Origin of the sequence: Collimonas sp. NPDC087041 (assembly GCF_044745265.1) — a bacterium.
In the GTDB taxonomy this organism is placed as follows: Bacteria; Pseudomonadota; Gammaproteobacteria; order Burkholderiales; family Burkholderiaceae_D; genus Collimonas.
Genome location: NZ_JBIUZX010000004.1, coordinates 273,161 through 285,910 on the forward strand (window position 1 = coordinate 273,161; position 12,750 = coordinate 285,910).

At 59.2% G+C, this 12,750-nt stretch carries 11 protein-coding genes; 2 read left to right on the forward strand and 9 right to left on the reverse strand.

The annotated features are described in order from the left end of the window. Positions 1 to 156: 156 nt before the first annotated feature. From gabD to gabT, 6 genes are all read right to left on the reverse strand, one after another. Positions 157 to 1,611 carry an NADP-dependent succinate-semialdehyde dehydrogenase gene (gene gabD, locus ACIPF8_RS09585; RefSeq protein ID WP_400420092.1) on the reverse strand — a complete coding sequence of 485 codons (1,455 nt, stop codon included), beginning with the start codon at positions 1,609 to 1,611 and terminating at the stop codon, positions 157 to 159. Between the two features lie 83 nt (positions 1,612 to 1,694). Next, positions 1,695 to 2,528 carry an ABC transporter permease gene (locus ACIPF8_RS09590; protein WP_400420095.1) on the reverse strand — a complete coding sequence of 278 codons (834 nt, stop codon included), beginning with the start codon at positions 2,526 to 2,528 and terminating at the stop codon, positions 1,695 to 1,697. A 4-nt stretch (positions 2,529 to 2,532) separates the two neighbouring features. Continuing rightward, positions 2,533 to 3,789 carry an ABC transporter permease gene (locus ACIPF8_RS09595; protein ID WP_400420544.1) on the reverse strand — a complete coding sequence of 419 codons (1,257 nt, stop codon included), beginning with the start codon at positions 3,787 to 3,789 and terminating at the stop codon, positions 2,533 to 2,535. A gap of 134 nt (positions 3,790 to 3,923) precedes the next feature. Further along, entirely contained in the window at positions 3,924 to 4,964 is a 1,041-nt protein-coding gene (locus tag ACIPF8_RS09600) for an ABC transporter substrate-binding protein (protein ID WP_400420098.1), read from the reverse strand. Positions 4,965 to 5,153: 189 nt separating this feature from the next. After that, positions 5,154 to 6,314, reverse strand: a complete 1,161-nt coding sequence (locus ACIPF8_RS09605) for an ABC transporter ATP-binding protein (protein WP_400420100.1) — start codon at positions 6,312 to 6,314, stop codon at positions 5,154 to 5,156. A 208-nt stretch (positions 6,315 to 6,522) separates the two neighbouring features. After that, positions 6,523 to 7,860: a 4-aminobutyrate--2-oxoglutarate transaminase gene (gene gabT, locus ACIPF8_RS09610; RefSeq protein ID WP_400420103.1), complete on the reverse strand. Its 1,338-nt coding sequence runs from the start codon at positions 7,858 to 7,860 to the stop codon at positions 6,523 to 6,525. A gap of 113 nt (positions 7,861 to 7,973) precedes the next feature. Here gabT and ACIPF8_RS09615 point away from each other — a divergent pair, with 113 nt between their 5' ends. Continuing rightward, on the forward strand, positions 7,974 to 9,515 hold the full coding sequence (locus ACIPF8_RS09615; protein ID WP_400420106.1) for a PLP-dependent aminotransferase family protein: 1,542 nt from the start codon (positions 7,974 to 7,976) through the stop codon (positions 9,513 to 9,515). A 60-nt stretch (positions 9,516 to 9,575) separates the two neighbouring features. Next, the gene (locus ACIPF8_RS09620; RefSeq protein ID WP_400420109.1) at positions 9,576 to 10,349 is read left to right on the forward strand and encodes a transporter substrate-binding domain-containing protein; all 774 of its coding nucleotides are present in this window, start codon (positions 9,576 to 9,578) and stop codon (positions 10,347 to 10,349) included. A gap of 3 nt (positions 10,350 to 10,352) precedes the next feature. On the opposite strand, the gene ACIPF8_RS09625 is transcribed toward ACIPF8_RS09620, so the two are convergent. The 3 genes from ACIPF8_RS09625 to ACIPF8_RS09635 all read right to left on the reverse strand — a co-directional run bounded on the left by ACIPF8_RS09625 (position 10,353) and on the right by ACIPF8_RS09635 (position 12,559). Beyond that, complete coding sequence (locus ACIPF8_RS09625; RefSeq protein WP_400420112.1) at positions 10,353 to 11,168, reverse strand: SGNH/GDSL hydrolase family protein; 816 nt, start codon at positions 11,166 to 11,168, stop codon at positions 10,353 to 10,355. Between the two features lie 87 nt (positions 11,169 to 11,255). Further along, complete coding sequence (locus tag ACIPF8_RS09630) at positions 11,256 to 12,062, reverse strand: polyphosphate kinase 2 family protein (protein WP_400420115.1); 807 nt, start codon at positions 12,060 to 12,062, stop codon at positions 11,256 to 11,258. Positions 12,063 to 12,118: 56 nt separating this feature from the next. Beyond that, positions 12,119 to 12,559, reverse strand: a complete 441-nt coding sequence (locus ACIPF8_RS09635; protein WP_400420118.1) for a CoA-binding protein — start codon at positions 12,557 to 12,559, stop codon at positions 12,119 to 12,121. Positions 12,560 to 12,750 lie beyond the last annotated feature (191 nt).

A 12,750-nucleotide genomic window follows, 5' to 3' on the forward strand; every position in this document is an offset into this window, starting at 1 on the left:
ACCGACGGCGACGACAAGTATGCTTTCTGGCTGTGTAATTTCAGTAACCAGATGTTACTGTTTCAAAAACGCCTCGCCTGTCACTAAAGACGAACGAGGCGCTTGAAGTTTGCAAACCCTTGCGGGGACCGCCGTTACGGCGGAATCAGCCTTATCTCAGATGCCGCCCATGCACAGGTATTTGATGACCTGGTAATCCTCGATTCCATACTTCGACCCTTCGCGACCCAGGCCCGATTGCTTGACGCCGCCGAACGGTGCGACTTCGTTCGAAATCAGGCCGGTGTTGATGCCGACCATGCCGCTTTCCAGGCCTTCTGCGACGCGCCAGATGCGGCCGATATCGCGCGAGTAGAAATAGCTGGCGAGGCCGAATTCGGTGTCGTTGGCCAGTGCGATCGCTTCGTCGTCGGTCTTGAAGCGGAACAGCGGCGCCATCGGGCCGAAGGTTTCCTCACGGGCTACCAGCATGTCGGATGTGACGTCGGCCAGCACGGTCGGCTCGAAGAAGCTGTGTCCGAGCGCATGGCGCTTGCCGCCGGCAAGGATGCGCGCACCTTTTGAGACGGCATCGGCGATGTGCTGTTCGACCTTGGCGACGGCTTTATCGTCGATCAGCGGGCCTTGTGTGACGCCTTCCTGCTGGCCGTTGCCGACCTTGAGCTTGGCCACCGCGGCCACCAGTTTTGCGGCGAAAGCATCGTAGACGCTGTCCTGTACATACAGACGGTTCGCGCACACGCAAGTCTGTCCGGCGTTGCGATATTTGGAGGCCATCGCGCCTTCCACGGCGGCATCCAGATCGGCGTCGTCGAATACGATGAACGGCGCGTTGCCGCCCAGTTCCAGCGACAATTTCTTGATCGTCGGAGCGCACTGCTCCATCAGCAATCGACCGACGCCGGTCGAGCCGGTGAAGGTCAGCTTGCGCACGATCGGATTGCTGGTCATTTCCGCGCCGATTTCACGCGCCGAACCGGTCACTACGCTGAACACGCCGGCCGGAATGCCGGCACGCTCTGCCAGCACCGCCAGCGCCAGCGCCGAGAACGGCGTCGATTCGGCCGGCTTGAGCACCATGCTGCAGCCGGCGGCGAGCGCCGGACCGGCTTTGCGGGTGATCATCGCAGCAGGGAAATTCCACGGCGTGATCGCGGCGCAGACACCGATCGATTCCTTGATCACGACGATGCGCGAGCTCGGCGACGGCGACGGAATGGTATCGCCGCCGGCACGCTTGCCCTCTTCCGCAAACCATTCGATGAATGACGCTGCATAGGCGACCTCGCCCTTGGCTTCGGCCAGCGGCTTGCCTTGCTCGACCGTCATGATCAATCCCAGGTCATCGACATTGGCCAGTATCAGGTCGTTCCATTTGCGCAGGATGATGCTGCGTTCCTTGGCGGTCTTGCGGCGCCATTGACGCCAGGCGTCATTGGCGGCGGAAATCGCGCGCTTGGTTTCAGCCGCGCCCATCAACGGCACGCTGCCGATGGTTTCGCCTGTGGCGGGATTGGTCACCGCGTGGGTCTTGCCGCTGTCGGCGTTGCACCACTCGCCGTTGACATAGGCTTGCTGGCGGAACAATGAAGGATCTTTTAATTGGATCATGGATAACTCCTGTAGGGGCATTGATGCCGCGCATACGGCGAGATGCGATATGCGCGGCGAAAACGGTAGCTGGTCGATTCAGCCTAGATCTTGGCGAGCGCCTTGTTGCGGCCGCGTATCCATTCCAGCGCCAACAGCAGGCAGGTGGAGAAGACGATCAGGATGGTGGCCAGCGCGGCGATGGTCGGGCTGATGTTTTCCTTGATGCCGGTAAACATCTGGCGTGGCAACGTGGCTTGGCCGGGACCGGCAACAAACAAGGTTACCACCACATCGTCAAACGAGGTGGCGAAGGCAAATAACGCGCCGGAAATCAAACCCGGCGCAATCACCGGCAAGGTGATCCGAAAAAAAGTCGAGAGCGGATTGGCGCCGAGGCTGAGGCTGGCCCGCACCAGATTCTGATTGAAGCCCTGCAGCGTCGCCAGCACGGTGGTCACCACGAACGGCGCGCCAAGCGCAGCGTGCGCCAGGATCAGGCCGGTATAACTGTCGGACAAGCCGATCTGCGCGAAGAACAGATAGACGCCGACGCCGACCACCACCACCGGCACCACCATCGGCGAGATCAGCACCGCCATCAGCAAACCCTTGCCGCGGAAATCGGCCTTGTTCAAGCCGACCGCCGCCAGCGTCCCGAGGACGGTTGCCAGCACAGTTGCCAACGGCGCCACGATGAAACTGTTCTTGGCGGCGCTGACCCACTCTTCCGATTGCACCAGGTTCTGGTACCAGCGCAACGAGAAGCCCTGGATCGGATACACCAGGAAGGTGCTGTCGCTGAACGACAGCGGAATGATGACCAGGATCGGCAACAGCAGGAACACCAGCACCAGCAAATTGAAGCCGCGCGAGGCAAAGAACCAGACGCGTTCGATCAACGAAACATAGGGAGGAAATTGCGGAAACAGTTTCATTTTCTTATCCCATCGCTACATCGTTTTTGGTAAAGCGGCGATACACGCCGTACAGCACCAGTGTCGCCGCAAACAGCAAGGCGCCGAGCGCGCAAGCCATGCCCCAGTTGATGGTGACATTGGTGAAATAGGCGATGTAATAACTGACCATCTGTTCGTTCGGTCCGCCCAGCAACGCCGGCGTGATGTAATAACCGACCGCCAAAATGAACACCAGCAAAGCGCCGGCGCCGATGCCCGGATAGGTCTGCGGCACGTACACCCGCCAGAACGCGGCGAACGGATGGCTGCCGAGCGAAACTGCGGCGCGCAGATAGGTTGGCGGAATCGATTTCATCACGCTATACAGCGGCAGGATCATGAACGGCAGCAGGATATGCGTCATCGCGATATAGACGCCGATGCGATTGAATAGCAGCTCCAGCGGCGCCTGCGTCAACCCGGTCGCCATCAGCGCCTTGTTGACCAGCCCTTCGGATTGCAGCAACACGATCCACGCCGCGACCCGTACCAGGATCGAGGTCCAGAAAGGAATCAGCACCAGGATCATGAACAGGTTGGCGCGCCGTTCCGACATGGTCGACAGCCAGTACGCCAGCGGATAGCCGATCACCAGGCAAGCCAGGGTAGCGACCAGGCCCATCCAGAATGTGCGGCCAAAAATCTTTTGATATACCGACGCATCAGGATCGGCTTTTTCAATGTGTCCGAACGCGTCCTGTTTCAGATCGAGCGCGGCCAGCAGATAGTATGGGGAATACGGCGCGCCGTTTTTGGCGATCACTTGCCAGTACGGCAGTTGGCCCCACTGGTCATCGATATCGATCAATGCTTGTTTCACCTGCGCGGCCGGCAGCGGCTTTCCATCGGCATCCAGCAGCGGCAGTGCGCGCGCGGTTTTCATGATGATCGAACGGGCGCCGGAGATTTCAGAGTTCAGGCGGCGCGCCAGTGAACCGGCGGAACTGTCTTCCCTGGCTTGCAGCAGATCGGTCGCCAGGCCGACAAACGCGGCATCAGGTGGACTGCTCTTGCGGTCCCAATCGGACAGTGCGGCGACGGTGTGCGGCAAGGTGGCGGCGATTTCCGGGTTTTCCACGGCGCGCTTGAGCAGCATCGCGATCGGTACCAGAAAAGTCAGCAACAGGAAAATCGCCAGCGGCGCAATCAGGGCCAGCGCGGCGGCGCGTTTACGGAATTGCGCCTGGCGTAACTCGCGCTTAAGTTGCGAATTCTGCGGCGCTGCGGGCGGCGCCGTCATCGCAGGACTGATGCCGGCGGCAGATGCAATGGAAGTCATAGTGATCCGGGAGTTACCAAAATTGTGAGTCGCAAGAAACTGCCGCAAGCCGGCGGGACGCAATCCCAAAGCCGGCCTGCGGTACTACCTGTCTATTACTTGGCAGCCCAAGCAGTGAAGCGTTGCTCCAGTTCTTCGCCGTGATCGGTCCAGAACGACAAACTCAGTTGCAGCGCATCTTTGGCGTTGGTCGGCGATGTCGGCAAGTTGGCCAACACTTTTGGATCCAGCAGCTTGAGCGCCTGGTTGTTCACAGGGCCATAAGAAATATTGCTGGCGTAGGCTTTTTGCGATTCAGGCTTGCTGGCGAAGGCGATGAATTTCTCGGCGTCAGCCTTGTTCGGCGAACCCTTTGGAATTACCCAGAAATCGAGCGTGTAGATACTGCCGACCCAGCTCACCTTGAGGTTCTTGCCTTCCCGTTGCGCGGCGTCGATGCGGCCATTGAATGCGGTCGACATCACGACATCGCCAGCCACCAGGAATTGCGGCGGTTGCGCGCCGGCCTCCCACCACTGGATGTTCGGCTTCAGTTCATCCAGCTTCTTGAATGCGCGGTCGACGCCGGCCTTGGTGCCCAGCACCTTGTAGATATCCTTCGGCGCTACGCCATCGGCCATCAGTGCGAATTCCAGCGTGTATTGAGCGCCCTTCTTCATCGCGCGCTTGCCGGGGAATTTCTTGGTATCCCAGAAATCAGCCCAGGTCTTCGGCGCGACTTTCAGCTTGTCGGCATCGTAGGCCAGCACGGTCGACCAGACGAAAGCGCCGACACCGCACTCATGAACCGCGGCAGGGCTGAAATCAGCCTTGTTGCCGATCTTGCTGAAATCGATTTTTTCCAGCAAGCCCTCTTCGCAAGCACGGCCGATATCGCCGGCGTCCACTTCCACCACATCCCAGCTGACCTTCTTGGCTTCAACCATGGCCTTGACCTTGGCCAGTTCACCGTTGAATTCCACCACCGTGATCTTGTCGCCGCTAGCCTTGGCATACGGATCGATATAAGCCACCTTCTGAGCCGCGCCATTAGCGCCGCCAAAATTAACCACAGTCAGCGCAGCAGCCTGAGCCATGCCAACCAACGCAAGCGACAATACGATACCGCTCAATACAGGTTTGAAAACAGAATTCATCACATCTCCCAAAGATGAAAAACACAGAAAATCAACAGCACTCGAAATGACGTATCGGGGGTTCAAAACCATGACCTCAGCTACGCTGACTTGGCTCAATGTCTGGTCGAGAAGCGCAGCTGTACGGAGGTACAGCGAGCATCGCAGGCCTGAAACCGAGTCGCGCAGCAGGTCTTGGCGGCCCTCTTCTTAGATAAAAAGACGTAGGTGCTTTGGATCTATGTCCAGTGCCACCTGGCTACCTTCGGACAAACCGGCCAGCGCCGGATCGTTCAAGGACAGCTTGACGAAACAATCGTCCTGTTGCGGAATCGCGCAACGCACGCGCACGTGGTCGCCAAAATAAATCAGGCTGGTGACGCTGACGCACAAGGCGTTCGGTGCGTTGCTGTCGAGCGGCAGCAAATGAATGCGCTCGGGCCGGATGCATGCCACTACTTGTTGATTGACTTCCGCCAGGTTGGCGTTGACGCCGCTCAGCAAAGCGCCATGTGGCAAACGCAGCGTGGCATTGCCGCCGTCGGTTGCTGTAAGCAAGCCATTGATGCGGTTGTTGTCGCCGATGAAGCCAGCCACGAACTGGTTTTCCGGATATTCGTAAAGGCGATCAACGACTGCCAGTTGCTGGATGATGCCCTGGTCGAAAACAGCGACGCGATCCGACATCGTCAGCGCTTCGCTTTGATCGTGCGTAACGTAGACGAAAGTGACGCCGAGGCGCTTGTGCAAGGCTTTCAATTCGAGCTGCATGTGCTCGCGCAGTTGCTTGTCCAGCGCGCCCAACGGCTCATCCATCAACACCAGCTTGGGATCGAACACCAATGCCCGCGCCAGCGCGATCCGCTGCTGCTGACCGCCGGACAATTGCGCCGGATAGCGGTCGCCGAACTTGCCCATCTGGACCATGTCGAGCGCCTTCTTGACCTTCTCGGCGCGCTCGCTGCCGTTGATATTACGTACCCGCAACGGATAGGCGACATTCTGCGCGACCGTCATGTGCGGAAACAGCGCGTAGTTCTGGAACACCATACCGATGTTGCGCTTGTGCGGCGGCACTTTGTTGAGCAACTGACCATCGAGGCGAATCTCGCCGCCAGTCGGGAATTCGAATCCAGCCAGCATCATCAGGCAGGTGGTCTTGCCGGAGCCGGACGGTCCCAGCAAGGTCAGGAACTCGCCGCGCTGGATATCCAGGTTGAGGTTCTTGACGACCAGATTCTCACCGTCGTAGGTTTTCTTGACCCCGGAAAACTGCACCAGGATATCCGCCGTGCCTTTGCCGGTGTCGACCGGGCTTACAGCCGACTTTACGGCTGACGCCAGATGGGGGGCGATATTTTCTTGCTTCAACTTGTTCTCCTGCCAAATATGTAGAGCCTGCAGCAACATCCGGACCAGCCGCATGCGGCCGGGACAAATTTTGCCAGAACCTCATCATGCCAACGACACTGCAGCTTTCATCACATGCATACGCAATGAAAGCTGCGTTGGCCACCTCGGGGATCACCTGCTGGTGATCTCATATTATTATTTATACAATTCGTCCTGCAACCGGCTTTCAGGCAGCAGCGACAGTCCGCATCGCCTTGCTCAGGATCGCCAGCGCTTCATCCATCAACGCATCTTCGATAGTCAGCGGGAACAGGAAGCGGATGGCGTTACTGTAGACCCCGCAGCTCAGCAACAGCAAGCCGTTTTTGAGCGCTTCAGCCTGTACTTTCTTGGTGAAATCGGCATCCGGCTGCTTGCTGCCCGGCTGCGTGAATTCCACCGCCACCATCGCCCCCAGGCCACGGATATCGGCGATCTGCGGCACATCGGCACGCAAGTCTTCCAGCACCTGCTTGAGTTTGCCGCCGAGCAGGTTGGCGCGCTCGACCAGCTTTTCTTCTTCGATCACGTCCAGCACTGCCAGCGCCGATGCGACTGCCAGCGGATTGCCGGCGTAGGTGCCGCCGAGGCCGCCCGGCGCCGCCGCATCCATGATTTCAGCGCGGCCGCAGACAGCCGACAGCGGCATGCCGCCGGCCAGGCTCTTGGCCATTGTCATCAAATCAGGAATCACACCCGAGTGTTCAACCGCGAACAGCTTGCCGGTACGGGCAAAGCCGGTTTGCACTTCGTCGACCACCAACAGGATGCCGTGCTCGTCGCACAGTTTGCGCAAGGCTTGCATGAAGGCCGGCGGCGCAGCATAGAAACCGCCCTCGCCTTGCACCGGTTCCAGGATGATGGCGGCGACGCGCTTCGGATCGACGTCGGCCTTGAACAGGCTTTGCAGCGCCCCCAGCGAATTGTCGATGCTGACGCCGTGCAACTCAACCGGGAACGGCACGTGATAGACCTCGGCCGGGAACGGGCCGAAACCGACCTTGTACGGCACCACTTTGCCAGTCAGCGCCATGCCCATCATGGTGCGGCCATGGAACGCGCCGGAAAACGCGATGACCGCGCTGCGGCCGGTGGCGGCCCGGGCGATCTTGACAGCGTTTTCGACAGCTTCAGCGCCGGTCGAGAAGAACGTGGTTTTTTTGGCATGATCGCCCGGCGTGATCGCATTGATGCGCTCAGCCAATTCGACATAGCTGGCGTACGGCACGATCTGGTAGGCGGTGTGGGTGAATTTACCGAGTTGTTCCTGGATTGCCGCCACCAGCTTTGGATGGCGATGGCCGGTGTTCAACACGGCGATACCGGCAGCGAAGTCGATGAAGCGACGGCCTTCGACATCCCAGATTTCTGAATTCAGCGCATGCGAAGCATAGAAATCGCACATCACGCCGACGCCGCGCGGGGTCGCGGCATTCTTGCGTTGGTGCAGTTCAGCATTGGTGGCAGATTTTGTTGTGTTTGAGGCAGCGGTGGCTGCTGCCGCGTGGTATCCGTCGTTCTTCATAATGGCTCCTAGATGAGATATGCGTTTTTTGTATGTGCATAAGCTTTGACTCATACTAAGGCCGTCGTGGATCTATAATATAGTGCCACTTTCAGTTTTTTAATGGAGCCACTTTGCGCATCGCCTCGCTCACCGATTTCCTGCTGATGCGCATCGAGCGCGGTGCCGACGGCCGCATTGCAAAACCACGCGGCGGCGCCAAGACAACTGCGGGCAACGGCAGCGCAACGGCGCCCCTCAACCGGCAGATCTACCAGGCCATCCGCGAAGCCATCCTGTCGCAACTGCTGCCGTCCGGCCTGCAACTGCCATCATCGCGCGACCTGGCCGGCGAATTGGGCATCTCCCGCAACACGGTGACCTACGCCTACGAGCAGTTGATAGCCGAAGGGTATCTGGAAACCCGGGCCGGCTCCGGCACCTTCATCGCCGACACCACACCCGATCAGATTCCCGAGGCGCGCCTCAACACGCTGCCGCTGACCGATCCCAGCGGCCAGTCGGAATTGTCGGCGCACGGCGCGCAACTGATCCAGCAGGCCGGCGTCAGCGATCTGCAATGGGGCGCCTTCATGCCAGGCGTACCGGACGTGACGCTGTTTCCCAACAAAATATGGAGCCGCCTGCAAAACAAACATTGGCGGCGTTCGCGCGCCGAACTGCTGACCTACGGTGAGGCCGGCGGCTACCTGCCGCTGCGCGAAGCGATCGCCGAATACCTGCGCATGGCGCGCTCCGTCAACTGCAACGCCAGCCAGGTCATCATCACCACCGGCATCCATCAATCGCTGGACATCGTGGTCAAACTGCTTGGCGAACACGGCGACAGTGCCTGGGTTGAAGATCCGTGTTACTGGGGCACGCGCAGCGTGCTCAACTCGCTTGGCATCAAGCCGGTGGCGATCCCGGTCGACGCTGAAGGCATGCGCATGCGGCTCGCCAACCTGCGCCAGCCGCCGCGCTTCATCTGCGCCACGCCGTCGCACCAATATCCGCTCGGCATGGTGATGAGCCTGTCGCGGCGACGCATGCTGCTCGAATACGCGGCAACCCGCAAGGTGTGGATCATCGAGGATGACTACGACAGCGAATTCCGCTACGGCAGTCGGCCGCTGGCATCGCTGCAAGGCATGGATACCAACGACCGCGTGCTGTACATGGGCACCTTCAGCAAAACCATGTTTCCCAGCCTGCGGATCGGCTTCCTGGTGGTGCCGGAGTCACTGGCGAATGCGTTTGCGATCGGCGTCTCCGAGCTGTATCGCGGCAGCCAGGTATTCCTCCAGGCGATCATGGCCGACTTCATGACTGAAGGCCATTTCGCTTCGCATATCCGGCGCATGCGCGTGTTGTACGCCGAGCGCCTGCAACTGCTGCAAGCCGCCATCGAGCGCCATTTCGGCGATGGCATCACGCTCACCGGCGGCGAAGCCGGCCTGCACCTGGCGCTCGGCCTGCCGCCGCAATGCGACGACATCGCAGTCAGCCGCGCAGCGCGCGAAGTCGGCATCGTGGCGCGGCCGCTGTCGCGCTATTTCATGAACAGCGATACCGCGCGCAACGGTTTGCTGCTGGGTTACGCCTGCGTGCCGAGCGAACAAATCGGGCCAGCTTTCGACAAGCTGGCGGCGATCATCAAAACGCACTGGAAGTAAGCGGCAAACACGATTGCATAAGCATCAAAAAACATCTCTAAATTTAGCCAGGGGAATTTCATGAAGAAGTTTATTTTTACGCTCGTTTTAACGCTCAGCGCAGCAGCCACCTCGGTATCGGCCCAAACCACACCAACGCGGCTGGATGAGGTCATCAAGTCAGGCACCCTGCGCGTCTGCATGACCGGCGACTACAAACCGTTCACCTTCCTGAAAGCCGATAACAGTTTCGAAGGCATTGATGTCGACCTGGCGCATTCACTGGCCAAGGCGCTCGGCGTCGAAGCGCGCTTCGTCAAGACCAGTTGGACCAATCTGACCAATGACTTCCTGGAGAAATGCGATATCGCGATGGGCGGGGTATCGGTGACGCTTGAGCGCCAGAAGAAAGTATCGTTTTCGGCGCCGCACATGGTGGATGGCAAGGCCGCCATTGCGCGCTGCGCCGATGTCGGCAAATTCCAGTCGCTGGCGGCAATCGATCAGCCAAGCACGCGCGCCATCGTCAATCCGGGTGGAACCAACGAGCGCTTTGCGCGCGCCAACTACAAGCAGGCGCAACTGATCCTGCATCCGGACAACGTCACCATCTTCGAGCAGATCGTGCAAGGCAAGGCAGATGTCATGGTGACCGATGCCAGCGAAACCATGTGGCAGGCGAAACTGCATCCGCAACTCTGTTCGATCCACCCGGATCAGCCGCTGCAGTTCTCGGAAAAGGCGTTCATGCTGCCGCGCGGCGATGCGCCGTTCAAGGAATTTGTCGATACCTGGATGCACCAGTTGAAGGCTACCGGCGAGTACGACCGGGTATTCAACCAGTGGCTGAAATAATCGCTAACCCTGCTTGCTGGCCGCATTCTGCGCGGCCTTGCTCTTCTTGATCGATTTCAAATGCGCAGCGACCGCAGTCGCCAACTGGCGCGCCCACAGCGCAACGCCGCTGGCCGATGGATGGTAGCCGTCGGAAGCCATCAAGTCGCGATCATTGATGTCAATCAGCATCGGCACCCGCGTCACCCGTACACTCCTCAGGTCGGCAGGCAGGTTGGCAAGCAGATGCTCGACCGTTTCATCCAGCGCCTTGGCTTTCATGCCGAGCACGTAGCGCAGCGGTTCGGGCAGCGCCGGGAAGGCGTGGATCGGTGGAATTCCGGAAATCACCATCAGGCGCGGCGACACGTGCGCCTGCAAATCGCGCATCAACTGCAACAGCTCGGCGCGGTAGCGGCGGCAGGAGCGGAACGAAGTGGTATCGTTGACGCCGAATGCAATCAGCACGATGTCGACTTTTTGCGAAGCCACCTGCGGCAGCATGCTCTTGACCGCCATGCTGATCGTCGCGCCGTTCTGGCCGACCGCCTGCCAGGTAATCGTGCGCTGCAGGCGCGCTGCCAGGGCGGCGGCAAACTGGCCGGTGATCGCCTCGTAATGGGTGGCGACACCTACCCCGGCCACCGGCGATTCGCCAATGGTCAGCAGGGCCAGCGGCCGCTGCGGCGCCTCGCCGGGATCGGCAACAATGCGCGCCTGGCCGATGGTCGGCCCCATGGCTTCCGGCAGGCGCGGCGTAACGCGGCGCGCGCGACGGCCTTGCACAATCAACCATGGCAATAGTGGTAATGCGATCAATTCCGGCAACCAGCGGCGCACTTCGTGTCTCCTTAGAGCCTGTTATTGTTCGACAGCACTTCTATTTTGCCAAACGGCAGGCAAATATAGTAGTCCTCTTCTCTGAATTTATTCTATCTTCAAACCTTTTAATTCGGGCTTGGGATCTGGCGGCGTCAGCTTCAGGTCTTGCAAGGTCTCCAGCAGGATACTGGCAATCGCCAGGTTGCGGTGCGGCTTGGAGTTGGCCGGAATTACATACCACGGCGCATGATCGGCATCGGTGGCATTGATCGCCTTGCCAAACAGCTCCTGGTACTTGTCCCAGAACTTGCGCTCCTCCAGATCCTGCATGTCGAATTTCCAGTGCTTGGCAGGATCGTCGATGCGTTCCTGCAAACGGCTGCGCTGCTCATCCTTGGAAATATGCAGCAGGCATTTGATGATGGTGGTGCCGGTTTCCGCCAGCATCTTTTCGAAATCGCGGATCTGCGCGTAGCGGCGTTCGCATTCGGCCTCATCGATCCAGTCATGCACACGCGTGACAAGCACATCTTCATAGTGGCTGCGGTTGAACACCACGATCTCGCCCAACTGCGGCACCTGCTGATGAATCCGCCACAAGTAGTCATGGGCGCGCTCAATGGTGCTCGGCGCCTTGAAATTGGCGATCTGGATGCCCTGCGGATTAACCAGGTTGAACACGCCCTTGACGGTGCCGTCCTTGCCGCTGGTATCGATACCCTGCAAGACCACGAGTATTTTATGTTTCTGGCCGGCGTAGAGCATTTCCTGCTGGACTGCAATCTGCGCCGCCAACTCCGCTACCAGTTCTTTATCCTTAGCCTTGTCGCCACTGGAAAGCGGCTTCTCATCGGCATCGGCATCCTTGATCTTGGTTTGTTTGCCCGCACGAAATTGCTTGGTTGCTTTCATTGCTTTCTCCGGTCGATCCGTATCGAACTTACAGGTATTTGGGAACAGCTTGCCACTTACAAAATGCCGTGCAGATTTCCCAGCGCATGCTCAATTTTCAGGCAGCGATCCATCACCACCAGTATGCCGTTGGCGCGCGCCTTCGCCGCCGCCGCTTCGTTGACGATGCCGAGCTGCATCCAGACACAGCGCGCATCGATCATGATCGCCTCGCCGACGATCGGAGGAATGTCCTCGGCCTTGCGAAAACAATCGACAATGTCGATCTTCTGGCCATCCGCCGCCAATGCTTTCGCAGCCTCGAACAAATTGGCATAGCAAGGCTCTCCGAGGATGTGAGCGCCTACATGCATTGGGTTGACCGGAATAATTCGGTAGCCGCGTTCCTGCATGTAGCGGGCCACGCCGAAGCTTGGACGATCCGGTTTGGTAGACAGGCCAACGATGGCAATCACCGGGTTGGCAGGATTAGGAACGGGGGCGGAAGTGTTTGGCATGGAGATGGAAATGATCCGGCTGTCTGCATAAATGGAATTCCCGACGATTCCGGGAAACTGTTTATGATCTTACCGCGAGAACATGATTTATTGCTGGATTGCGGAATCCTTTCCCACCCTGCCCCACCGGCGCGGAATTGGCGACACCATCGTTATCGCCAACCGCTGCATCGATGCGGCCACAAGTGCCC

What these genes read in the sequence shown, in the direction of transcription:
- gabD (WP_400420092.1), bottom strand. Translation starts at nt 1,611, where the DNA reads ATGATCCAATTAAAAGATCCTTCATTGTTCCGCCAGCAAGCCTATGTC.
- ACIPF8_RS09590 (WP_400420095.1), bottom strand. Translation starts at nt 2,528, where the DNA reads ATGAAACTGTTTCCGCAATTTCCTCCCTATGTTTCGTTGATCGAACGC.
- ACIPF8_RS09595 (WP_400420544.1), bottom strand. Translation starts at nt 3,789, where the DNA reads ATGACGGCGCCGCCCGCAGCGCCGCAGAATTCGCAACTTAAGCGCGAG.
- ACIPF8_RS09600 (WP_400420098.1), bottom strand. Translation starts at nt 4,964, where the DNA reads ATGAATTCTGTTTTCAAACCTGTATTGAGCGGTATCGTATTGTCGCTT.
- gabT (WP_400420103.1), bottom strand. Translation starts at nt 7,860, where the DNA reads ATGAAGAACGACGGATACCACGCGGCAGCAGCCACCGCTGCCTCAAAC.
- ACIPF8_RS09620 (WP_400420109.1), top strand. Translation starts at nt 9,576, where the DNA reads ATGAAGAAGTTTATTTTTACGCTCGTTTTAACGCTCAGCGCAGCAGCC.
- ACIPF8_RS09630 (WP_400420115.1), bottom strand. Translation starts at nt 12,062, where the DNA reads ATGAAAGCAACCAAGCAATTTCGTGCGGGCAAACAAACCAAGATCAAG.
- ACIPF8_RS09635 (WP_400420118.1), bottom strand. Translation starts at nt 12,559, where the DNA reads ATGCCAAACACTTCCGCCCCCGTTCCTAATCCTGCCAACCCGGTGATT.